At 62.4% G+C, this 23,699-nt stretch carries 19 protein-coding genes; 16 read left to right on the top strand and 3 right to left on the bottom strand.

What is annotated here, in order from left to right; translation table 11 throughout:
• Window positions 1–72: 72 nt before the first annotated feature.
• Together ACPYOI_RS25955 and ACPYOI_RS25960 are read right to left on the bottom strand one after the other, a co-directional pair.
• Complete coding sequence (locus ACPYOI_RS25955) at window positions 73–324, bottom strand: hypothetical protein (protein ID WP_481423557.1); 252 nt, start codon at window positions 322–324, stop codon at window positions 73–75.
• Between the two features lie 35 nt (window positions 325–359).
• Window positions 360–1,127, bottom strand: a complete 768-nt coding sequence (locus tag ACPYOI_RS25960; protein ID WP_481414634.1) for a PP2C family protein-serine/threonine phosphatase — start codon at window positions 1,125–1,127, stop codon at window positions 360–362.
• Window positions 1,128–1,250: 123 nt separating this feature from the next.
• Here ACPYOI_RS25960 and ACPYOI_RS25965 point away from each other — a divergent pair, with 123 nt between their 5' ends.
• Window positions 1,251–2,021 carry an OmpA family protein gene (locus ACPYOI_RS25965; RefSeq protein ID WP_481414635.1) on the top strand — a complete coding sequence of 257 codons (771 nt, stop codon included), beginning with the start codon at window positions 1,251–1,253 and terminating at the stop codon, window positions 2,019–2,021.
• A 35-nt stretch (window positions 2,022–2,056) separates the two neighbouring features.
• On the opposite strand, the gene tssH is transcribed toward ACPYOI_RS25965, so the two are convergent.
• Window positions 2,057–4,780 (bottom strand): type VI secretion system ATPase TssH, encoded by a 2,724-nt coding sequence (gene tssH, locus ACPYOI_RS25970; protein WP_481423558.1) that lies wholly within the window; start codon window positions 4,778–4,780, stop codon window positions 2,057–2,059.
• A 164-nt stretch (window positions 4,781–4,944) separates the two neighbouring features.
• Here tssH and ACPYOI_RS25975 point away from each other — a divergent pair, with 164 nt between their 5' ends.
• From ACPYOI_RS25975 to ACPYOI_RS26045, 15 genes are all read left to right on the top strand, one after another.
• Entirely contained in the window at window positions 4,945–7,038 is a 2,094-nt protein-coding gene (locus ACPYOI_RS25975) for a serine/threonine protein kinase (protein WP_481414637.1), read from the top strand.
• Window positions 7,039–7,134: 96 nt separating this feature from the next.
• Window positions 7,135–8,298 (top strand): type VI secretion system protein TssA, encoded by a 1,164-nt coding sequence (gene tssA / locus ACPYOI_RS25980; protein WP_481414638.1) that lies wholly within the window; start codon window positions 7,135–7,137, stop codon window positions 8,296–8,298.
• Entirely contained in the window at window positions 8,295–8,831 is a 537-nt protein-coding gene (gene tssB, locus ACPYOI_RS25985) for a type VI secretion system contractile sheath small subunit (protein WP_168830898.1), read from the top strand. The genes tssA and tssB overlap by 4 nt, the downstream gene beginning before the upstream one ends.
• 3 nt (window positions 8,832–8,834) lie before the next feature.
• Window positions 8,835–10,343 (top strand): type VI secretion system contractile sheath large subunit, encoded by a 1,509-nt coding sequence (tssC, locus tag ACPYOI_RS25990; protein WP_481414639.1) that lies wholly within the window; start codon window positions 8,835–8,837, stop codon window positions 10,341–10,343.
• Window positions 10,344–10,371: 28 nt separating this feature from the next.
• A complete protein-coding gene (locus ACPYOI_RS25995) occupies window positions 10,372–10,821 on the top strand; it encodes an Hcp family type VI secretion system effector (protein ID WP_481414640.1) in 450 nt (149 codons plus the stop codon).
• The gene (gene tssE, locus ACPYOI_RS26000; protein WP_481414833.1) at window positions 10,808–11,569 is read left to right on the top strand and encodes a type VI secretion system baseplate subunit TssE; all 762 of its coding nucleotides are present in this window, start codon (window positions 10,808–10,810) and stop codon (window positions 11,567–11,569) included. Before ACPYOI_RS25995 ends, tssE begins: the two co-directional genes overlap by 14 nt.
• A gap of 2 nt (window positions 11,570–11,571) precedes the next feature.
• Entirely contained in the window at window positions 11,572–13,446 is a 1,875-nt protein-coding gene (tssF, locus tag ACPYOI_RS26005; RefSeq protein WP_481414641.1) for a type VI secretion system baseplate subunit TssF, read from the top strand.
• Window positions 13,410–14,474: a type VI secretion system baseplate subunit TssG gene (gene tssG, locus ACPYOI_RS26010; protein WP_481414642.1), complete on the top strand. Its 1,065-nt coding sequence runs from the start codon at window positions 13,410–13,412 to the stop codon at window positions 14,472–14,474. The genes tssF and tssG overlap by 37 nt, the downstream gene beginning before the upstream one ends.
• Complete coding sequence (tagH, locus tag ACPYOI_RS26015; protein ID WP_481414643.1) at window positions 14,471–15,754, top strand: type VI secretion system-associated FHA domain protein TagH; 1,284 nt, start codon at window positions 14,471–14,473, stop codon at window positions 15,752–15,754. The genes tssG and tagH overlap by 4 nt, the downstream gene beginning before the upstream one ends.
• The gene (gene tssJ, locus ACPYOI_RS26020) at window positions 15,754–16,215 is read left to right on the top strand and encodes a type VI secretion system lipoprotein TssJ (protein ID WP_481414644.1); all 462 of its coding nucleotides are present in this window, start codon (window positions 15,754–15,756) and stop codon (window positions 16,213–16,215) included. Before tagH ends, tssJ begins: the two co-directional genes overlap by 1 nt.
• A gap of 16 nt (window positions 16,216–16,231) precedes the next feature.
• Entirely contained in the window at window positions 16,232–17,566 is a 1,335-nt protein-coding gene (gene tssK, locus ACPYOI_RS26025) for a type VI secretion system baseplate subunit TssK (RefSeq protein ID WP_481414645.1), read from the top strand.
• A gap of 4 nt (window positions 17,567–17,570) precedes the next feature.
• A complete protein-coding gene (gene icmH / locus ACPYOI_RS26030; protein ID WP_481414646.1) occupies window positions 17,571–18,893 on the top strand; it encodes a type IVB secretion system protein IcmH/DotU in 1,323 nt (440 codons plus the stop codon).
• Window position 18,894: 1 nt separating this feature from the next.
• Window positions 18,895–22,419: a type VI secretion system membrane subunit TssM gene (tssM, locus tag ACPYOI_RS26035; protein ID WP_481414647.1), complete on the top strand. Its 3,525-nt coding sequence runs from the start codon at window positions 18,895–18,897 to the stop codon at window positions 22,417–22,419.
• Window positions 22,401–22,946 (top strand): type VI secretion system-associated protein TagF, encoded by a 546-nt coding sequence (gene tagF / locus ACPYOI_RS26040; RefSeq protein ID WP_481414648.1) that lies wholly within the window; start codon window positions 22,401–22,403, stop codon window positions 22,944–22,946. The genes tssM and tagF overlap by 19 nt, the downstream gene beginning before the upstream one ends.
• The coding region (locus ACPYOI_RS26045) for a DUF2169 family type VI secretion system accessory protein (protein ID WP_481423559.1) at window positions 22,946–23,699 on the top strand (754 nt) is incomplete at its 3' end. The genes tagF and ACPYOI_RS26045, both read left to right, overlap by 1 nt.

Consider the following 23,699-nt stretch of genomic DNA (forward strand, 5'->3'; position numbering starts at 1 on the left):
CCCCCCCCCCCCCCCCCCCCCCCCCCCCCCCCCCCCCCCCCCCCCAACCACAACCCCCCCCCCCCCATATTACTACGCGTCTCGTGGGCTCGGGGGGACGGGTTCGGGGCGAGGCGCCTCCGCCAGTTCCTTCACCTTTCCTTCTAGCTCCGACACCTTTCCTTTGAGCGAGTTCAGTTCAGCGCGCAGCGCCTGGATTTCCGCGTCCTGTTGAGCAAGCTGTTGATTTGCCCGATCGATCCTTCCTGCATTCGGATCAACCTCTGTGTTTCGAAGGAGGTCTCCAACCAACGCGAAAACGGCCGCCGCAAGAATGATGCTCATTCCGATGACGACAGCTGCAATCGGATTTAGTGGCCTCACGGCGCTGCAGCTCCGTCAATCCGAACCACCACCACCGAGACATTGTCCGGAGCGCCGTGATCGAGGGCGGCGGCTACCAGTCGCTGGCAGGCGGCGTCGGGGTTCGGCGCGTTCAAGTGAGCGACGATCTCTGCCTCGGCAACACAGTCGGTCAATCCGTCCGAGCAAAGGAGCAGGGAGTCCCCCGGCTCCAGCGCCACCTCGACGGAGTCCACATCCAGCCAATCGGCGGCGCCGATCGCCCGGGTAACAACATGCGCCTGCGGGTGCTGCCAGACAGCGGCGGGCGTCAGGCGCCCGTCATCGACAAGTTCCTGCACGACCGAGTGATCGCGCGTTAGTTGCAGCAGTTCTCCTCCACGCAAACGATAGGCCCGGCTATCTCCCACCCATGCGATCGTCGTTGCTCCACCGTCAATGAGTGCGGCCACCGCTGTCGCGCCCATCTGCGCGACATTGGCCGACGCTGCCCAACGGCGGATGGCGGAATTGGCCGACTGCAGCGCGGCGACGAGATGAGCGCCGGAAATGGGAGCGTGCGGAAGAAGGGCGAGCTGCTCGATCACCAGGTCTGCCGCGACATCGCCGTGGCCGTAGCCGCCCATCCCGTCAGCGACCGCCCAAAGTGCGCCTGAAGGATCGGTGAGAATTGCGTCTTCGTTGTTTGTTCGCACATGCCCGGTATGGCTTAGTCCCGCTCCTTGCGGCCTACCCGGCCCGTCAGGCACGCGCGTCGAAGGATTGTCCCGAGAGTCCGGGGTCATGATCAGACGAACCCCATTAAATCGATCCGCCGTGAGAGCCCCGCTACCGGATCGGTTGCACCCATAGTCATCCTATAGTATTTTTCATAGAAGGCGAAAACCTTTTTGCCAAAGGAGCCTAAGATGAAGCGCCCGCTGACTAGAAAGCTGACGGTGTTTCTCGCTCTATTCTTGGTGACACAAAGTGACTTGGGTGCACAGGAACTGAACGATTCCGCGCTTAAGGAACGCTTCCAGCGACAGATCGACTTGTTCAAGGCGGCACGGCTCGGAGCCACGCGCGGCCTGGTTCTGACCAACTCCAACGCCGCACCTAAGGCCGAGGCCGTCCCGGTGACGATTGCCACGCCCGAAAGCGGCGCAACCAAAACCGCTCCGGCTCCCCCTCCTCCTGCTGCCATTGCGTCCCAGGGGATCCAAGCTGCTCCAGCGACCACCCCAGCGGCTCCCAATGCAGCTCAGCCCTCAACTCCGGAACCGGCGGCGACATCGCCGGCAACGGCCGTATCCGCAGCAGCGGCGACGACCAATCCGCAAACATACTGGAAGCTACCGCCTGACGACCAGATCAACGTCCGGGTGAATTTTGCCTTCGATTCAGCGGCCATCGCGTCGGAACAAAAGCCGGCGTTGCGGCAGCTTTGCGACGTCGTAAAGGAAATGGACATCAAGCTTGTGCGTATCATCGGTCACACAGATTCTGTCGGCGGCGCAAGCTACAACCAGCACCTGTCGATTCTGCGTGCGAAGGAAGTTGCACGCTTCTTCACGGATGATTGCCACATCGCTCGTGAACGGCTCGAAGCGGTCGGCGTCGGCGAGCAGTTTCTTCTCAACCAGGAAAACCCCAAGGCCGACGAGAACAGGCGCGTGGAATTCCAGGCAGTGAGCTAACGGCACCCAGACGTCACCAACAAGTGACTCGCTGCTTATTCGAACGCGTAGGTGAAGCCTTCCGCCGAAGCCCCGACGGTCGCCTTGGTGAGGCGTTTGCCTTCAAGGGACCAGTTCAGAACGCCCTTGCTCAGCGTTGGCAGCAGCGTATTGGTCAGGATCGCGTCGATCATGCGACCACCCGATTCAACCTCGGTGCACCGAGCCTTGATCAATTCCAGAACCCCGTCCCCGATGACCAGCTCGGCGTCATGGCTGGCGCTCAGCCGGCGCGCGATCTTCGCGAAATGATGTTGTGTGATCGCCTCGATCATCGAATCCGAGAGCGGATAGTAGGGAACGACAATCACCCGTCCGAGGAAGGCTGGCGGGAACACCTTCAGCAATGGCGGCCGCAGCGCGCTTTCGAGTTCCTCAAGCGGCGGCCGCGTCCTGCCGCCGTCAGTCAGCTTCATGATGACATCCGAACCGACATTCGAGGTCAGCAGGATGAGGCTGTTCCTGAAGTCGATCCGCCGGCCCTCGCTGTCGTCCATCATTCCCTTGTCGAAGACCTGGAAGAAGATTTCGTGCACATCCGGATGCGCCTTCTCGACTTCATCGAGCAAGATGACGGAATAGGGCCGACGCCGCACCGCTTCGGTCAGTACCCCTCCCTTGCCGTAGCCGACATACCCGGGAGGCGCACCTTTGAGGGTCGACACCGTATGCGCTTCCTGGAATTCCGACATGTTGATGGAGATCAGGTTCTGCTCGCCGCCATAGAGGGTTTCGGCGAGAGCCAGCGCCGTTTCTGTCTTGCCGACGCCCGAAGGGCCGCACAGCAGGAAAACGCCCACCGGCTTTTCAGGAGAGGCAAGACCCGCACGGCTGGTTTGCACGCGCCGCGCAATGGATTCCATTGCAAGTTCCTGGCCGACGACACGCTCTCCCAGAACCTTGGCAAGTTGCAATGCCTTTTCGGTCTGGCTGGTCAGCATCCGGCCCACGGGAATGCCTGTCCAATCCTGTACGACAGACGCCACAGCATTCCTGTCGACGGAAAGCAGTATAAGCGGCGTCTCGCCCTGAAGCCCGGCAAGCTCCGCCGTCAGAGCCTTGAGCCGTTCAAGGTCGGCGCTTTGATCCGTTCCATCGCCGCCCTCCGGCTCGGGGCGGTCCACGTCGGCGGCCGCCGACAATTCCGCGCCTGCCCCCCCTTCGGCCAGCGCGGCATCAAGCGCAACTCCCCTTCCCCGCAGCCTCGCCCGCAGATCGAGGATTTCGGAGACCATGGACTGCTCCTTTTCCCAGCGAGCCTTTGCAGCGAGCAACGCGGACTCCGTCTCGGCGAGAGCGGCTTCGACCTTGGACTGGCGCTCCGCGACTTCGATGCCGATCGCAGCTTCGCGCCCGATGATGCCCTGCTCGATCTCAAGAGACTGCTTGCGCCGCAGAAGATCTTCGACCTCAGCCGGTGTCGCGTGCTGCGATACCGCCACGCGCGCGCAGGCCGTATCCAGCAGGCTGACGGCCTTGTCCGGCAGTTGCCGCGCGGGAATATAGCGATGGGACAGGCCGACGGCCGTCTCGATCGCTTCGTCCAGAATCTGCACCTGGTGGTGTTTCTCCAACACGCCTGCCACGCCACGCAGCATCAGGATGGCAGCTTCTTCATCAGGCTCTTCAATCTTGACGACCTGGAAACGGCGGGTCAGCGCCGGATCTTTCTCGATATGCTGCTTGTACTCCGCCCATGTCGTCGCAGCGATCGTGCGAAGCTCGCCACGCGCCAATGCCGGTTTAAGAAGGTTTGCAGCGTCTCCCGTTCCCGCTGCCCCGCCGGCCCCGATCAGAGTATGCGCTTCGTCGATGAAAAGGATGATCGGAGTTTCCGATGCCTGAACTTCGTCGATGACTGTCTTCAGCCGCTTCTCGAACTCGCCTTTGACGCTTGCCCCCGCCTGCATCAGGCCGATGTCAAGCAGGTGCAGCGCCACGCCTTTCAGCGGCGGCGGGACGTCTCCTTCTGCAAGGCGGAGTGCAAAACCCTCGACCACCGCGGTCTTGCCTACTCCGGCTTCGCCGGTCAGGATCGGGTTGTTCTGGCGCCGGCGCATGAGGATATCGACGATCTGCCGAATCTCGGGGTCCCGGCCGAGAACCGGGTCGATTTTGCCGTCGCGGGCACGCCGGGTAAGGTCAGTCGCGTATTTCGCCAATGCGGAGTCGCCCCCCCCCGGGCGTTTTTTCCGGGATGGTTCGGGGGCCTCGGCCTTACCGGCATTTTCAAGTGATCCTGCCAGCACGTCGTCCAGCCGGGGGATAACGGAATCCGCCTCGATCCGATCGAATTCGGCGCTGATCTTCAGCAGAAGACCGTCAAGTACCGCCACCTTTCTGCAGGCCAAGAGAACATAGGCTCCGCGAACCTCTTCGGATCCGAACTGGAGGCTTGCGAGGCTCCAGGCCTCCTGGATGGCATGAAAGATGTGATCGGAAAACTCCTCGATCGAAGTTGCGCCATAGGGCAGCTTGTCGATTGCCCTCGCCATATCGGCGGCAAGCCGGCCGAGATCCACGCCGGCATCGGCGAGGATAAGCTGAAAATCCGCGCGGTCGACGAGGGCGAGCTGTTCGATCCAGTGAACGAGTTCGACATAGGGGTTGCCGCGAAGCTTGGCCGCGTCCGCCGCCGCCTTGAAGGCACGCACGCAAACAGGATTGAGTTTGCCGACCAGTTCCTTGCGCTTGAAGCTCTGAGAAGACATGTTCTGCATGTCGATCGGGCTCCTGCCCATGTGATCTTGAATAGGACGTTGCTAGTCTTCGATCGCTAGTCACAGCGTGCCACATTAGAGTATTCTTGACAAATATTCGGGCCACGTGTTCTTGATGAATATTATGTCGCGTGGTTTCCACTGGGTGCGCTGGGAGGCTCCAGATGATCGATCCACTGCCTGGCGACATCTTCCGCAAGGGGCAGGTGCTTAACAACACCTACGAGATCGAGGGCGTCCTCGGCCGCGGTGGAACAGGTGAAGTCTATCGTGCAAGCAACCGCATTACCGGCCGGGTGGTGGCGCTCAAGGCGCTGAAGCGTGAGCTGTCGGCAAATGCCGGCTATCTGGAGCTCATGAAGCGCGAGGAGGAGATGCGCAACATCTCCCACGACGCGGTCGTGCGCTACACCGACTGCAGCCAGACCGGGGACGGCCACGTCTATCTGGTGATGGACTACGTCGCCGGCACGCCGCTCAGCGAATGGCTCGAGCAGGGCGGGGCTTCCCCGCGCGATCTGCTGGTGGTGGCGCACAGAGTGGCCGAAGGCCTTGTCGCCACACACGAGCGCAAGATCGTCCATCGCGACCTTTCCCCCGACAACATCATCCTGCGCGACGGCAGGCCGGAAGAAGCCGTCATCATCGATTTCGGCATCGCCAAGGACAGCAGCACAGGCGCGCGCACGATCGTCGGCAAGGAATTCGCGGGCAAGTACGAATATGCCGCGCCGGAGCAGCTGCACGGGCAGGCAGAGCCGCGCTCTGACCTTTATGCCCTGGGCGCCTCGCTGCTCGCGACCTTTCGAGGAAGGATTCCGGACGTCGGAACAAGTCCTGGCGAGGTTGTGCGCCACAAGGAGCGCCGGCTTGACACGTCGGGCGTTCCAGAGCCGCTGAAGACGCTGATCGACGACCTCACTCGGCCCGACCCTGCCCAACGCCCGCCGAGTGCCGCCGCCGTCGTCAAGGAAATCGGGCGATTGCTGCAGCCCGGTCTCGCCAAAGCGAGGCAGAATGGTCGCGACACGAAGCCCGGGTGGCGGCCATGGCTTGCAATCCTGCCCCTCGCGGTCCTGGCAGTGCTTGCCGGGCTTTGGTTTCTCGGGGCTTTTGAGGGCTTGTCTCCGGCAAGCCTGCCGATTGCTACGCCTTACAAACTCACTGCCGGCGTGGACGGGCAAGGCCGGCCGACACTTGCCGGTTTCGCTCCCGACGCCGACCAGCAGGAGACAATCCTGGCGAACTTCGCCCGGACCGTCGGGCTTGCCCCACCCAATGACGCCCTCACCCTCGCCGAGGGCGCTCCATCGGAAAAGTGGGCGCAGGACATCGATGCCTTCTTCGCGGCCGCCATCCCGCTCGACGAGTGGAAGCTTGAAGTCGCCGATCGAACGGTCCGCCTCACCGGTCTCGCGCCTGATACTGTAGGACGCGAAGCGGCCGTCACCCGATTTAATGCGGCGGCAAAGGCCGCCGGTTACCAGCCGATCATCCTTATCGCGGCGGGTCCGAGAGACCTGTCGCCGGACCAGCTGAAACCCCTTGTCATTCCGCTGCAGACCTGCGGTCCACTCCTCGTTCAACTTCCGGAAAGCGGCACCTTTCCTCTTGGATCGACGATTTCCGTCCGGGGAAACGTCGCCGCCAGCAGCGACATCGAAGCCCTCCAGCAGACGCTCGCGCCCCATGTCGGAGATCGCGAGCTGCGCTTCGATGCCACGGTGCTCAACAGCCAACTGTGCGTTGTTCAGGAGCTGCTGCCGGATGCGCCGCAAGGTCAGATGACGATCGTTCTCGGCTACGGCGACAGATCCGAACCGAATATGTCCGGCATCTATTCGGTCGGCGACAACCCGGTGATCGACGTGCTTGTGCCCGCAACGCTTGACAAAGGGTACTTGTGGGTGGCCATCGCCGACGTCACCGGCAATCTCTTCAATGTTCTTCCGAACATCAAGAGACCCGATCACGCACTGGCCCAGATCGGAACCGTGGCGAATGGCATGCGCACCATCCGGGTTGCCTATCCGACGGCAGAGGGCGCGGCGGACCCCGCAAAACTCTCCTTCGCGGTCGACGCCACCTTCGGTAGAAGTCTGATCATTGTCATGCAGACCGATCAGCCGCTTTTCCCACAGCTTCGACCGACAACCGAGTCCACCAAGTCTTTTGCGGAGGATTTACGTGCGGTCATAGCCGCGGGGCGTGTCTCGATCCTCTCGATAACCACCCGGCTGCTCGACACCCGCAATTAATTAGAAGCCGAAGATACGTGACATTAGTATAGAGCAAGAACTTGTGGTAAAAAGCAAAATGACAGGGGAATACTAGTCGGTTAACGGGGGGAACTGTTGTTCGACTCTGCTCTCTGGTTAAGCCCGCTGAACGGTGAGAACCCGTCAGGTGAAAGCTTGCGGAATGACGGACGATTCCACGAGCTGGAACGCCTCGTGCAACCGCAGGTCGAAATCAGCCGTGACGAGCGCAACAACCCCGTCTCACGGACCGAGGTCCCTGTCGATTGGTCAACCATCCTTCGAAAATCAGAAGAGTTGCGCCCGCACGGACGGGATCTGAGGCTCCTCGTGATCGTGACGCGCGCCCTTGCAAATGAACAGGGTTTTGCCGGCCTCGCCGAGGGGCTGAACCTGATCACCGGGACCTTCGACATGCATTGGGAAACGATGCATCCGGAACTTCGTGAGGGCTTGCCTCCCCGGGATGCCGCACTACGCCGGATCAACGCTCTCCTCCAGCTGCAAAACGACAAGGATGGGCTGCTCGGCGATCTTCGCAAGATGACTTTCTTTGCGCCGCGGGGTGTCGGTCCTGTCACAGGGCGCGATCTGGAGCGCGGGGCGATCGACACCCGAACCGTTCTCAACGAGGCTGCACCCGGACTGAGCGAGACTGAAAAGGCGTCGCTGGCAAGCGAGCACGAGCAGGTATTGACTCGCGTGGGGATCGGCTGCGCGGCATTTGCGGAACAAAGCTCGGACGAGGCGGCCGCGCTTATCGAGAGCGCAAACGCCGCGGCCACTGCGATGGCGGCGCTCGAGACATCACTCAATCGGCAAATCGGCGGGGATTTGCGAGTCACGCTGCCGGATTTGAGCCGGTTCCTGCAGCGAGCGATCTCTACGCTCGAGCGCGCGAAGCCCAGCCCCGGGCAGGAGGCTGCAAGCGAGGAAGCCCTCGATCACGAGAGCACGCCTGCAAAAGCGACCTCCGACGCAGCTCCGGCTTACATCGGCACACCGGCAGTCTTTCCGTCGCGGCTCACCTCACGCGAAGACGTCACAAAGTGCATCGACCTCATCATCGCCTTCTATGACCGCACGGAACCGTCGAGCCCCATCCCCCATCTGGCGCGCAGGATCAAACGCATGGTGCCGATGGATTTTCTGGAACTCATGGAGGACCTGGCGCCCTCCGGTTTGAAGGAATTCCGGCTTCTGGCCGGCGTGCCGGAAAGCAAGAAACCTGTCCCTGGGACGAAAGGTGACCACCAATGAGCGAAACTAAGGCCAAGGTAATTGAACGAAACCGGGCGCCTCGCGTCCAGATCGCTTACGAAGTCGAAACTTACGGCAGCCCGACCACCATCGAATTGCCGTTCGTGATGGGCGTGATGGCCGATCTCGCCGGCGCCTCCCAGACACCAGAGGCCAGCAAGTCCGTCCGGGACCGTGCTTTTGTCGAAACCGACGCAAACAGGTTCGGCCGTTTCATGGAAGCGCTCAGCCCCCGTGTCAAAGCTCGCGTGAAGAACACCCTCCCGCAACCTGAGGGTGAAGAACGCGACGAAGAGCTTGCAATAGACCTGACCTTTACCAGCATGGCTGATTTCGCGCCGGATCGTGTGGCCGAACAAGTCCCGCAGCTTGCAGAACTCTTGAGAATGCGCCGCCAGCTCGAAGAATTGCTCGGCTTCATGGATGGCCGCGTCGACGCCGAAAAACGCATCGCGCAACTTTTGAACAATGAGCCCCTGTTAGGAAAGATCGCCGACCAGGCGCTCGAAGATAGCAGCAAGTCGGAGGTCTGAGTCATGGCCGAACAGGAAAAAGCCGCTGCGGTTGGTGTCGCGGAAGCCGAGGGAGTCGACCTTCAGGAATTCAGCGACCTTCTGGAGAAGGACTTCAAGGTCAAGAAAGATGACAGCGACAAGCTTCAAACCTTGGTCAGGAATCTGGCGCTGGCCGCGCGCGGCCGCTCAGAATCGACCGTCATCTCTTCGAACGCGATCAAATCAATCAAGTCCTTGATTGGCGGCCTCGACAAGCTGCTGACCGAGCAGACCAACGAAATTCTCCATGCCCCTGAAGTGCTTCAGATGGAAGGCACATGGCGCGGACTGTGGTACCTCATCAACAATACCGAGACGGATCAAAAGCTGAAGATCCGCGTCATGAACATCTCGAAGGAACAGCTGGCTGACACCCTTGAGGATTACGAGGGCCAGATGTGGGATCAAAGTCCCATATTCAAGAAAGTCTACACCGACGAATACTCGATGCTCGGCGGTAACCCCTTCGGTTGCCTGGTCGGCGCCTACGAATTCTCAAATCACCCGAAGGATGTCGGTCTGCTCCGCAACATGTCCGGCATCTGCGCCTCGGCGCACACGCCGTTCATAGCAGCCGCGGCCCCTCGCCTGTTCCGCATGGAAAGCTGGCAGGAGCTGCCGAACCCGCAAGATCTGCAACAGATCGTGTCATCGCCAGCCTATGCCTCATGGCAGTCGCTGCGCGAGAGCGAGGACGCCCGGTACATAGGGCTGACGATGCCGCGCGTGCTGGCGAGGCTGCCTTATGGAGCAGAAACCGTCCCCGTGAAGGGCTTCTCCTTCGAGGAAGAGGTCCAGGGCGATCATCACAAGTATGTCTGGATGAACGCAGCCTTCCCGATGGGGGTCAACATCAACCGCAGCCACAAGCTGTTCGGCTGGGGCACGCAGATCCGGGGTGTCGAGAACGGCGGGGCAGTGATCAATCTCCCGGTCCACAACTTCCCGACGGATGACGGCACGGTGGCGATGAAATGCCCGACCGAGGTCGCCATTGACGACCGGCGCGAGGCCGAACTCGCCAAGCTCGGGCTGATGCCGATCCTCCACCGCAAGAACACCGATATCGCCGCCTTCATCGGCGCCCATTCGCTGCAGGACGACGAGGCGCGCGCCGGCCGTCTGGTCGACCCGGATGCTCAGGCGAACGAGAGATTGAGCGCAAACCTGCCCTATCTTTTCCCGGTTTCCCGTTTCGCCCATTACCTCAAGGCAATCGCCCGGGATAAGATCGGCTCATTCAAGGAACGTGCCGACATGCAAATCTGGCTGACGGAGTGGATCAACCGCTACGTTCTCGCCAACCCTGCCTTTGCCGACGACAAAGCCCGCGCAAAACGTCCCCTTGCGGCTGCCGAGGTCCAGGTCGACAGCGTGGAGGGCCGTCCCGGCTGGTATAATGCCCGGTTCTACCTGCGGCCCCACTACCAGCTGGAAGGCATCAATGCTTCGCTCCGGCTGGTTTCGGAGCTGCCGTCCATGAAGCAGTGAGCAACAGATACTTGATGGGAGGTTAGTCATGAAAATCGACGGTTTTCTCAAAGTACCTGACATCCCGGGGCCGAGCGTTCGCGATGGCCACGAAGAAGAAATCGAGGTGTACGGAGTGGAGTTTGACATGGTGGCTCCCTTCGACCCCAATTCATTATCGCGGAGAGGTCGCGTCAGTTTGGGCATGGTCAATTTCATCAAGCACTACGACATGTCCTCGCCCTATCTGAAAAAAGCTCTCTTCGACAACACGCCTCTGGACGAGGTCGTGTTCTCGGCGCGCAGAACCATCGAAGGCGAAACGAGCGACTACCTGGTCATCACGCTGAAGGAAGCTTCGGTGACCAACTACACCATGAAGCCAAGCGAGGAAGAGCCAGACGTGCTCGAAGAGCGTATCGGCTTCGCTTACAAGAACATCAATTTCAAGTACGACGACAAGCACGAGGCCGAAATGGATGTCTATGTCGGCAAGTGACAGCTGGCAGAAAGGGTTTGGAAGGGAGGCGAGACCGCCCGGAGGGCACCTGCGGGCGACTCGCGAAGCTATCCAGCCGTCCTTGTGGGATCGCCTCGTGAACGACTTGCCGGGGCTCAGTTCCGAAATCAGTCAACTTCGGCAGGCGATCCAGAACGATATAGACGTCGAACGTCTGAACGGGCTGGTGGCCGGCGGCCTTCGCCAGATAGAAGCCGCTACGGACATCAGCACCGAGCAGAAGAAGAACATTCACCGTCTGCTCTCTCTGGAGCGACGTCAGGCAGAACTCGAAAGCCGCGGCGTCGTCGTCTCGACCGATGTGCTGCGCGAGGCGGTGCGGCGCGACATCGAAGCGCTCTTTAACGCACAGCGCTTCGAATCCACGCCACTCTTGACGGATTTCGAGGCAGATCAGGCCGGAGACGATCCTCCATCGCTTGAGGATTTCCCAGAGGTTCGCCGCAGCGTGATCAATTACGGGGTGCCCCCCTTCTCCGGCCGTTCCTCCCGTGACTTCGACCGCGATGAACTGGCGAAGGAAATCCGAAGCGTGCTCGCCGCGTTCGAACCCCGGCTGAAGGAAAGCGCGACGAAAGTGACTGTCAGCCTCGGCGACAGGGCGACTGGTCTCAGGATCGACATCGACGCACTGCTGCTGACCTCGCCGGCACCGGAGCGGCTGCTCCTGCGCACGATACTCAACCTCGACAACGGTTCGGCGCGGACTGAGCTGAAGGAAACCTGACCATGGACCGGGTCTTCCTGGAGTACTACGAGGAGGAACTCACCCACATCCGCGCGCTCGCCGCCGAGTTTGCGGATATGCATCCCTCGATCGCGCGCAACCTCTCCCTGGATACGGTCCCGTGTCCCGACCCGTTTGTCGAGCGCCTGCTCGACGGTGTGGCGTATCTCGCCGCGCGCACCCGCCAGAAGGTGGATGCAGAGAGCTCGCGTTTCGCACGAAGCGTGCTTGAGAATTTCTACCCGGATCTCGTTTCGCCGGCGCCCGCGACCGCCATGGCTCTGCTGAAGCCGGGCCAGCAGGTTCAGACGATGCTTGCAGGGCACCTTGTGAAGCGCGGGACCCGGCTTGTTTCGAGCGTCCGACCTGGAATATCCACTCGCTGCATCTATACGACGGCACAGGACGTGATGCTCTGGCCGCTCGCGATCACCTCGGTCGCGTACATTCAGGATCGAAGCGCGCTTGCAGCAGCGGGAATAACTCCGGTTGAAGGGCTAAGCGGTTCCGCGGCATTGAGCATCACCTTCAATCGAACTGGCAAAGGCAAGCTCGGCGACTTGTCGCTCGACCACCTGGATCTGCATTTTGGTGACAAGAGCAAGGCGCCGCTGCTCTTCGATACGCTCTTTGGCGGTTGTGCCGCTGTCGGCGCCCGCCCGGAAGGGCGCGATAATTTCCTGAGCGTACTTCCGGAGCCGGAAATGGTCGGGATCTCCGACGACGAAGCGCTTATGCCGCGTACGCGCGAAACCTTCGAAGGCTACAGGCTGTTACGCGAATACTTCATCGCGCCGGAGAGATTTCACTATGTGCGCGTGAGGAGCCTGCAGCCGGTGGTTCGGCGCTGTGGAGCTGGGCTGGAACTTGTCTTTCTGTTGCGACGCCCCGTCCCCGAGCTTTCGAATATCGCAGTGAAAGATTTCCAACTTTTCGCAACGCCAATCATCAACCTGTTCGAGCGCGGCTGCAACGTCATCGAACTCGATGCCCGGCGGACCCGCCAGGTGCTCCACGCCGATCGCACACGTCCCCGGGATTTCGAGATCTATCGCCCAATCCGCGTCGAAGATGCCGATGCCGAGCGCCCGGACGCCGAGATACCGACGCTCTTCAGCTTGGGCCAGAACCGTGGAAACGGCTGGGCCTATTTCGCCGAACGCCGCCCACGGCGGCCGAGCGAGGACGAACTTCGTCAGGGACAAACTCGCACGTCCTATGCCGGTGACGATGTCTTCATCACGCTTTCTCGCCCCGTCCAGTCGAAAGCGGCCCGGCCACTAAAGCGGATTGAGGTGACGGCGCTCTGCACCAATCGCGACCTGCCGATATTGGACGACACGCCATCCCTCACGCTCGAAAGTGGCGATCCGGTCGAGGCCGTCCAACTCCTCGGGGCCGTGCGGCCACCGTGGCCCTCTATACCAGCGACGCTTCCGGCTGGAGCCGTGGAAGGCTCGAGAGCCGATGAACTTGCCTGGCGGCTCGTCGCTCAACTCTCGCTGAATTTCCTCAGCCTGGCAGAGGAAGGCCGCGGGGTGGATCCACTTCACGCCCTGCTCGAGCTTTACGCGCAGCGGGGAGATCCAAGCCTGAGCCGGCATGTGCGCTCGATCGCCCGCGTCGAGGCTCGACCTCTGATCGAGCGCCTGGCGATCGCCGGACCAATGTGCTTCGCGCGTGGCACCGAGGTTACGCTTCATATCGACCAAACTGTGCTTGCCGGGCACAGCACGCTGTTGCCGTCAGCGCTGCTGGCAAGGCTTTTTGCCCGCTATGCCGCTATCAACGCATTCGTGCGCACCCGCGCGCGGATCATACAAAAGCAGGAGGATGTGCTATGGCCGATAACGCCGGGCAATCGCTTCCTGATCTGAAGAAGGAGACCTCTCCGTCCCTTGAGGAGTTCGACTTCTTCGAGCTCCTGCGGCGCCTCGAAGACGACGGAAAACTGTTCGGGCAAGCGGGCCGCCCGGACCGGGAGCCCGCCCGGCTCGGACAGCATGTGCGACTGGGTTTTGCCGTGCAGGATGTCGCGAAGATCGAGCCGGCCACCGAAACGACGCCAATCCGCGTCACGGTGGCAAATATCGGATTGCTCGGGCCAGAAGGTCCAATGCCCCTCTATCTGACGCGCTGGGTGCTGGATCGCCTGTCGCAGCGCTGGTTCGCCAGGGCGGACATGCGGGAGGTCAGCGACACGACCTTCGTCGATTTCGTCAATATTCTTCAGCATCGCATGATCGCGCTCTTTTACCGGGCATGGGCCGACGCTCACCCGGCGGTGCAGGTCAGGCGCCACGACGGCGGCCGTATTCGCGCGATGTCGGCGGCCCTGGCTGGCCTCGGCTTGTGTGGAAGAGGGCATGGTGAGCGCGGAGCGATCGATACCACGAAACTCTCTCACGCGCCGGCGCTCGCCCATCAGGTAGACGGGCCTGAGAGGCTCACACTGTTTCTTGCAGACCTCCTGAAGGTCCCGGTTCGGCTTCGCGAATTTGTCGGCACCTGGATGCCGATCCCGAAAACGCTCCAGTCCCGGCTTGGCGGCGCGCATGTGCAACTCGGACGAAGCGCCACGATCGGTCCGAGGACGTTCCAGCGACAGCAAAGGATAGAGCTCTCCATCGGACCTTTAACGCTTGCCGACTACATGACTTTCCTGCCCGGCAGCGAACGGCGCGAAACCTTGCAAACCGCGATCCGCGATCTGGTGGGAGACGGGCTCGACGTGGACGTTAGGCTCGTACTCAAGCGGGACGAAGTTCCTGCGGCCAAAATGGGAGCAGCGCGGATCGGGCACATCGCATGGCTCGCTCGACCGAAAGATCGCGATGACGCAGATGATTTCTGCATGCGCACCGTCATTGGCTGGCGCCCCGAAATGCCGGAGGCTGCGGCATGAGCCTGATCCTTACCCTCGAGCAGTCGCCCCGACCGCAAGCCGTTCGCCAGATGCGGCTCGTCGAGGGAGAGCTCGTCATCGGTCGCAGCGCCGACGCCGACTGGCGGATCGACGATCCCGACATGTACATCTCACGCGCTCATTGCACGATCGGCTGCGTTCGCGGCCAGTATGTGGTGACCGACACCTCCAGCGGCGGGCTCTTCATCGACGGGTCGCGCACGCCGCTCGGGCTCGGGAATTCCTCCCCGCTGCATGACGGAGCGCGACTGCAGCTTGGCAATTATGTCGTCCGCGTCGACTTCCAGGCCACACCGACGGAGCGGGTGTCTGAACAGCCGGCTCCGCCGCCGGCTAGCCTCGAGCAGGACAATTTCTTCTTCGAACGCAGGGAGCCGACGGCGCCCACCCCGCGGCCGGCCGGATTGCCCGACCCTTTCGAACAACCAGCTGCAGGGGCATTCGCCGCAGCAGACAGGAGCGAGACAGCAAAAGGGACGCCGATGTTCGATGATCCCTTCAGCCTTGATCCTCTGCCAGCATCGGGCGGCCAGGACAAAGGAGCCTGGGATTTTTCTCTACCCAGCACGCCGCCCGAGCAACCCATTCCAGAACCTCAACCCGTTCCAGAACCCCCGGCTGCACCGCGTCCTGCACCGACACCACAGGCGAGACCGACGCAGGAACACACGGCACAAACTGAAGCCTCCCTGCACGAAGCCTTCCTCCGCGGACTGGGGCTCAGCGCCGGCGAGATTACGACATCCGATCCGGTGGCGCAGATGGAGAGTTTCGGCCGGGAATACCGCATGATGCTGGAAGGGCTGATGCACCTCCTGCGCAAACGCGCCGAAGAAAAGGGTGAAGCGAGGATCGCCCAAACCGTGATTGGAGCATCCGAGGTCAACCCTCTCAAATTCCTGCCCACGGTGGACGATGTGATCGCGACCTTCCTGGCTCAGCGCCACGCCGGTTTTCTTCCCCCGCAGGCCGCCATCGGCAATTCCATCCGCGATCTCGCACACCACCATGTGAGAACCTGGCGCGGCGTCCAGGCGGCGCTTGCGAGGATGATTGACCGCTTCGACCCCGCGACGCTGGAAAGCGAACTGAAGTCGCACTCGGCGTTGGATGCCCTGCTCGCCGGTGGGCGGCGGGCGAAACTCTGGGAACTCTATGAGAACCGCTATCGCGAAATCGCCAAGAGTGCGTCGACGCGCTTCCTCGGCGAGATCGGGAGCGACTTTCGGGATGGCTATGAAGAGAGGGAGAACAACTGATGCTTCACCGACGCGGCTTTCTCATGGTGATCGGCGCGACAGGCATGCTTTCCGCCTGCATGGGCGGCCCACCGAAATCTTCGACCGTGACGGTCACGGCAACGGGGCAAGCGGGGATGAATGCTGCCGCAGGCGGAGGGGAGCGTCCGGTGACCCTCCTTATTCTCCGGCTGAAGGATGCCGGAAAATTCAACTCTGCTGATATCTTCGCCCTTCAGTCCAATCCGGCCGGTGCGCTTGGAGCGGACCTCGTCGGCTCTGACCAACTGACGGTCGCTCCCGGCGCCAGCGCCTCAAAGACGCTGGCGTTCCCGCCGGAAGCCACTTTCCTAGGCGTTGTCGCGCTGTTCCGTGAACCTGGCAGCCGCACCTGGCGAAGGAGCGTTCCGATCAGGCCGGAATCGACGGTGACAGCGAATGTCGTACTCAGCCGCGGCGGTATGACGCTCGCGCTCGCCTGAATGGAGGGCGTTCAGCATGACGGATACCAACAAGGTGCTTTGGTCCGAGGGACTGTTCCTCCGGACGCAGCATTTCCAGCAACAGGACCGTTATACCGAGGCCCTGATGCGGGGCGCGCTGCAGGCTGGACGCTTACAGACTTTCGGTTTCAGGTCCCTCACGCTCGATGCCGCACAGCTGGAAGCCGGTCGGGTGGCCGTAACATCGGCGCGCGGCATTTTTCCGGATGGTACCCCGTTTGCCATACCCGAAACGATGGACGCTCCCACACCTTTGACAGTCACGCGCGACATGGGTGCAGGCGTGGTGCAGCTCGCCCTACCCTCGGAACCACCCGGCGGCGCCAGCTTCGACCCCGCTCACAGCGAACCGACCGGAGCGCGGTATAGAGGGCGGATCGAGTGGATACGCGATGCGGTTCATGGGGGCGCCGATCCGGAAGAGATCGAGATCGCCCGGCCGCAAGCCCTGCTCCTCTCGCCGGCACAGGCGACCGGTGGCTACACGGCAATGCCGGTGACGAGCGTTACCGGACTGCTGTCCGATGGCAGTGTGGCGATCGCCGAAAACTTCCTGCCGCCGGCGCTTGCAACCGGCGCGGTGCCCTTCTACGGCCAGCTCCTGCAGGAGGTCATCACCGGGCTCGACCGCATAGCCGAGGCGCATGGCAAGATGGTGCTCGGCGGCCCCGGCCGCAGCGTCGAAAACCTGCTGGTGCTCGACCTTGCCAACAGTGCCCGCCCGCGATTGGCCCACATGCTTCCCCAGGAGGTTTTTCATCCGGCCGAGCTCTTTCTAGAGCTCAGCGGATTGGCCGGCCGGATGGCGACTTACGGGTCAGGCTCCCGGCGGCTGAGCGAACTGCCCACCTATGAGCATATGGCGCCCGGGCCGGCCTTCGCCGCACTCGCCGACACATTGCGCTCGCTGATCCTCAGCCTGCGCTATGTCGAGCCGAAGTCGCGGGCGCTGCCGGTTCTGAAGCACGCGACGAACGTCTGGAAGGTCCGCGTCGACAATCCCGAACTGCTGACGGCCAGCCGCATCGTTGTTCGGGTCGGATGCGACATGTCCGACGAGGCCTTGCGCAAAATCTTCGTCAATCAGGTGACAGTCGGTGCTGCGGATGAATTCGAGGCGCTGTGGAAGTCCCGGTTGCCCGGCATCCGCCTCAAGCCCCTTCACTCGCAGCCGCGCGAGATTCCCTACGACGGAGACCGTCTCTGCCTCGAACTCGATCAACGCAGCGAGCACTGGGAGTCGCTTCTGCGTTCGCCGGGCTTCGTGATTGGAGTTTCCGGCGTTTTGCCCAGTGAACCACAGGTGGACTGCTATTCGGTAAACAGGTAGTGCCATGGCAAGTGAGGATCCATTCGGCCTTTCAGAAGATCAGGGCCGTACACGCATCCGTCCCGCCCCTCCGGGCGCGATGCCGGTTGTTCCCACCGGCACAGTGGCGAGACGTGCGCGATCCCATCCCAATACGCTGATCAACGCTTTCGCAACGTTGCTGGAATTTGCGCCGGAACTCGAGAATGCATTGCCGCCCGGCAATCCGGAAGCGCTGCGAACCAGGCTGATGGAGGAGCTGGTCTCAGCACGCGATGCCGCCGTGGCCTCCGGGGCAAGCCTGGCGCAGGCAGATGCGGCGGCCTGGGCCGTCGCCTCCCTGCTCGACGATCTGGCGCTCAACACACCCTGGGGCGGCTCCAGCGCCTGGCTGCGCCAGCCGCTGGTCGTCATGCTCCGCGGCGATGTGGATGCCGGGGCGCAGTTCTTCGCCAGGCTGGAAGAGCTGGAGCGCTATCCCGGCCGTGACCGCGAATTGCTGGAGCTGCAGTATTTCTGCCTGGCGCTGGGGTTCCGCGGCAAATATCGGGTGCCGGGGCGTGCAGGCGATCGCTCCATCAGCGCCGTCCGCGCTGCCGCCGCTCGCTTCTTGAGGGACGCGGATGCCGAAGGTGCGCCGCTCTCGCCCAGATGGGAGGGTGTCACGGCAGCGGACGAGCCTTCCCGCTTTGCCGTCCCGATCTGGGTGCTCGCAGTCGTGGCCGTGGCGCTCGCGACCGCGATTTACATGCTGTTGTCAATGCGGCTGGGCTCCAAGGCGGAAGAGCTTGCCACGCTCGTTCGGGCACTACCGCCGCCGGAGCGCGCCGAAATCTACCGGCCGGAAAAGCGCACTCCGGCGCCGGACGCGCCGCGTGTCGAACCTGTCGTCCTCCAGTTGCTGCCGGAATTCCGCGCCGCCGCACCTCCTGCGCTTCTGCCGGCCCTTAAAGGCAGTGAAACCGCCTCTGCGGTCACTCTCCTGCTTCAGTCGAGCACTCCGGAGCTTTTCCCGTCTGCCCGGGCCGAATTGACGAAAGGCTTCGAACCGCTCGTCGCCTCCATCGCCGCCGTCCTCAAGGAGAATGCTGACCTGATCAGAAGTGTCAGGATCATCGGGCACACCGACAACGTTCCGCTCCAGGCCGCCAATCCCCTGTCCAACAACCAGCGCCTCTCCGAGGCGCGCGCTGCAACGATTGCCGCCTTACTGCGTGCAAGCGGCCTTCCGCCTGAGCGCTTGAAGTCGGAAGGACGTGCGGCAACGCAGCCTATTGCCGGAAACGACACTCGTGAAGGCCGGGCTGCCAACCGCCGCATCGAGCTCCTGATCGAGAAGGGGCTTTGAGATGGCGATCTTCCGCTTCCTCTGGGCTATCTTGACGTCGCGCTGGCTCTGGACCTTCATCGGGCTCGTGCTGCTGTCGCTGATCATCTGGATCTTCGGCCCGATCGTCAGTGTCGGAGAGAGCGCGCCTTTAGAGTCAGAGACGGTGCGACTGGTCATTATCGGCCTTCTCTTCCTCCTGTTTCTCATCTGGTGGATCGCGGCGCAACGCCGGGCGATCAAGGCCAATCGCATTTTCGTTTCCGAAATCGCCGCTCCACCGGAAGCGCCACCAAGCCCGGCTGAAGAAGGCGTCGCCACCGTGGGCGCAAAGTTCCGGGAGGTGATGGCGGAGCTGAAGCGTCAGAAAATCGGCGGCCGAAAGTTTCTCCGGGAGATGCCTTGGTACGTGATCATCGGCCCTCCGGCGACCGGCAAGACAACGGCGCTGCGACAGTCTGGACTGAGCTTTCCCATCGATCTCTCCGATGACCTGCATGGAGTGGGCGGGACGCGCAACTGCGACTGGTTCTTTACCGAAGAGGCGGTGCTGATCGACACCGCCGGCCGCTACGTTCAACAGGAAAGCCAGCCCGACGTCGATGCAGCGGAATGGCTGGGTTTCCTCGATCTTCTGAAAAAGCACAGGGGCCGCCGCGCCCTGAATGGCGTCATCGTGGCACTCGCCATCGACACGCTTTCGGAAGGCGACGCGGCCATTCGGGCACATGGCCGCCAGATCCGCAAACGGCTGACCGAACTTCAGGAGCGGCTGGAGATCCGCCTGCCCGTCTATCTGATGCTGACCAAGGCCGATCTGATAAAGGGCTTCGAGACTTTCTTCGGCGGTCTCTCGACGGCCGATCGCGAGCAGGTTTGGGGAGCGACCTTCCCACCCGGCGCACGCATCGATGGCAGCGAGGTCACACGGGAACTCGCAGCTTTGGCTGGCGTGCTCGAACGGCGCCTCGTTCCTCGTCTCGAAGGCGAAGAAAACCTTACCGCCCGTGCGGAGATCTTCCGCTTCCCGGCACAGGTCGAGAGTCTTTCCGAGCCTATTCGCGTGCTGGTCGAAACCGTATTCGGCGAAAGCCGCTATGCCGAAAGTGCCTGGCTGCGCGGTATCTATCTGACCTCCGCCACTCAGGAAGGCACCGCAATCGACCGGCTGACGGCAGCACTCTCGTCTTCTTTCGGCCTCCCGGCACAGCCCGCCGCGCCGATGCTACGGGTTGAGAAGCGCAGTTTCTTCCTGAAGGACCTGCTCACGAAAGTGATCTTCAAGGAGGCGGGTCTCGGGACATTCGATCCTGCGGCAGAGGAACGGCGCATCTGGATATGGCGTGGCGCTGCAGTGGCTGCCGCAGCATTGGTTGTCGTCGCCGGTCTGTTGTTTACGGTTTCCTATCGGAAAAATAACGCCGCTCTAGCGGCGCAGGCCGAACAACTCGAGGCGCTGCAGCTTCCGCTCACTCCGGTTGCTGCACGTCAGGCGCCGCTGGAACCACTCGATCTGGATGTGGCGCTCGAAGCCGCGACCGAAGTAGCGAATGCCCGTACCGACCCGCCAGGCGGGATAGCTGCCTTGATCGGCCCCTCCGCCGCAACCGAGATCAGGCAGGCGCAGGAGGACGCCTATGATCGCTCATTGCGCAACATCTTGGAACCACGCATGGTCGCGCTGCTTGAGGCGACGATGTGGCGTCAGATCCGCGACCCGGAATTTCTGCTCGGCGCACTGAAGACCTATCGCATGATGACCGGCCTGTCGCCGATGGACCCCGATTTCGCCAAGCAATGGTGGACGGAGCGGCTGCCTGAATTCGCGCCCGTGCCGCCCTTCCGAACCGATATGGCTGCCGACCATCAACTCGCCGCAATCGACAACATGGCGGCGGATCGAGCTCTTATCCAGCCCGATGAGGCGCTCGTGAGCGAAGCATTGCGGAGCATCTGCTCGATTCCGCTTCCGGTCCGCGCCTATAATGCACTGCTCTCGGACCCGGAGGTCAGAGCGCTTAAGGATTGGATTCCGGCGGACCATGTCGGCCCGAACGGACTGAAGGTTCTCGCCCGGCGCTCGGACAAGACGCTTCGAGTGGGCATCAGCGGCGCCTTCACCTATGACGGCTTCCACAACGTGATCCTTGCGCGGCTGGAGGACGTCGCCACGCAGGCTGCGCTGGATCGTTCCGTCTTCGCCGGCGGCTGCTCGGAGAGCGCCAGCCCGTCGGTCGCCGCGCTTTCGCAGGATATCCTGAAGCTCTACTACGACGACTACATCGCCAAGTGGGACGGCTTCCTGCGCGACGTAAGGCTCGCTCCGCTGGTGGACCTGCAGACGGCAAGCGAAAATCTCAAGGATCTCTCCAGCGCAGACTCCTCGATGAAGCGGCTGCTGAACGCCATCGTGCAGGAAACGGAACTGACCCGTTCCGAGGATGACGCCGCCAAAGTGCCTCCGGCGGCAACTTCCAAGCTCTTGTCCAAGCTCGGCAAGATCGGCAAGCTTGCCAAGACGGGCGTGAAGCTGATGCCCGCCGGCTCCAAGGCCGACGTGGATCTCTCGGGCGCACCGGTTGCCGAGCATTTCAAGCCCATCAAGGGCGCAATCGCCGAGGTCGACGGCCAGCCTCCAGCACTCAATGACGCCGTCGCGGCGCTCACCGCACTCTCGAACATGCTGCAGACGGTATCGGCAAGCCCCGATGCCCAGGATGCCATAAAGCGGCAAGGCGGCCTGGCCGAGCTGACAGGGGCTGTCGCAAAACAGTCCATCACTCTCCCCGACCCGCTGGACGACTGGCTGGCCGGCATCGCCGGCGACACGAGCGGCATTACAACGAAAGCGGTCACCTCGGAACTCAACGCCATCTGGCGGGCCGACGTGTTACCTTTCTGCCAGGCGGCGCTGGCGAACCGCTATCCGTTCGTTCCCGACAGCGCAATCGATGTCAATGTCGTCGACTTTGCGCGCGTCTTCGGCCCGGGCGGGCTGATTGATAGCTTCATAAACAATCAGCTGGTCACCTACGTCGACATGACCCGTCACCCCTGGAAATGGCGCGCCGATATCCGGCTCGATTCATCGGCTCTGGCAGCGCTGGAGCAGGCCCGGCTGATCCGCGACAGCCTTTTTCCTGGTGGGGCCGGACCGATCCTGACCTTTACGCTGGAACCCAAGGATCTTTCGCCGACCGTTGGCCGCGTGACGCTGAACGTCGACGGCCAGAGCCTCACCTATTTCAACAACCCAACGCGCCCGCAGCCGATGACCTGGCCGGGCAAGGATGGGACCGGCGTGATTACCCTCGCCTTCCAGCCGCTCGACGGCTCGCCGGAAGTGATGGTCAGCGAGAGCGGGAGCTGGGCTTTCCTGCGGATGCTGCGCGCCGGCCGGCTGAGCGGGACCGAGCTTCCCGAACTTTACAAGCTGCGGCTTGCCGCCCAGGGCCACTACGCCGATTTCGAGCTTCGGGCCGCCAGCGTGGCCAATCCCTACGACTTGAAAATGTTTGCGAGGTTCTCGTGCCCGACGCGGCTTTGATCCTGCCAGGTTTCTTCGGAAAACTGCCCGCGATGGGGGATTTCGTCACGCGCGGTCTGCCTGCATCCTTCGTCGGCCCGTGGGACCGCTGGATCACCCGGCATCTGGTTCACCGATTTTCGCAAGGTGCGATCTCTTCCCATCCGGTCTTGCGGTTTATCCTCGGTCCCGAAGCCGTCGGACCGATGATGGGCGTGGTGATGGCAAGCGCCGACCGCGCCGGCCGCCGGTTTCCGCTGACCATCGCGGCCGCGCCCCCGACCGCCACCACCGAAATCACCACGCTCGCCGCAGACTGGTTCGATGCACTGGAAGCTGCAGGAAAATCTGCGCGCGACGGCGAGACGGACGGTGATGGCCTGGCTGCCTGCCTTGCGTTCCTGCCCTATACCGCGATCACGGCGTCCGGCGACCCGATCCGGGGCATGGCCTTATGGACGGGCCAGTGCAAGCCAATCGAGATTGACCCCGGCGCACCTGAATCAGCGCTCCGCCACCTCTTCCCCGAAGGTCTGGAGGCGAGCTGATGCAGATCTGGAACCAGACCGGCTTCCCGACCGAATTCACGATGGGGATGGACAAGGAAGGCCGCGAGTACATCGTCGTCGTCGTCAAGGGAACCTTCGACTTTCCTCAGACGCCAGGTGGCCCCGTGCAAAAATCATCCGTGCAGGTACCGCTGGTGATGGCCGACACGCATACGGGTGAGCCCGGTTTTTCGGCCACCCTCTGGGAAACCGACTTCGCGTTCCGAAAGCCGCGCTGCGACGTCATCGCCAACGGATGTGCCTATGCTCCCGGGGGGCGTCCGGCCGACCGTGTCAGTGTCGGAATCAAGGTCGGTACCTGGTCAAAGGTCTTCGACGTGTTCGGGCATCGCGAGTGGCGCGCCCGCGGGCCGATCTTCGTCGCCACCAGCCCGCAACCGTTCCTTCGCCAGCCCTTCTCCTACGATACGGCCTGGGGCGGTACCGACCGCCTCGACCCGGACGACAGGCTTCCGGCAAGCTACCGGCTCAACCCCATCGGCAGAGGGTGGGCGCGGCCGAAGAACCAGCATCTGATCCCCGGCCTCCCGCTTCCCAACACCCAGGCCATAGGCGAGGAGATCCGCTCACCGTTCGGCGACTATCGGCCGATGAGCTTCGGGCCTTACGGCCGAGGCTGGCCGGGCCGCATCGAATATGGCGGCACCTACGACCAGAACTGGATCGACAACATCTTCCCGTTCCTGCCGCCGGATTTCGACGACCGCTATTTCCAGATGGCGCCGCCCGACC

Source organism: Rhizobium sp. SVR5-2C (genome assembly GCF_056755115.1).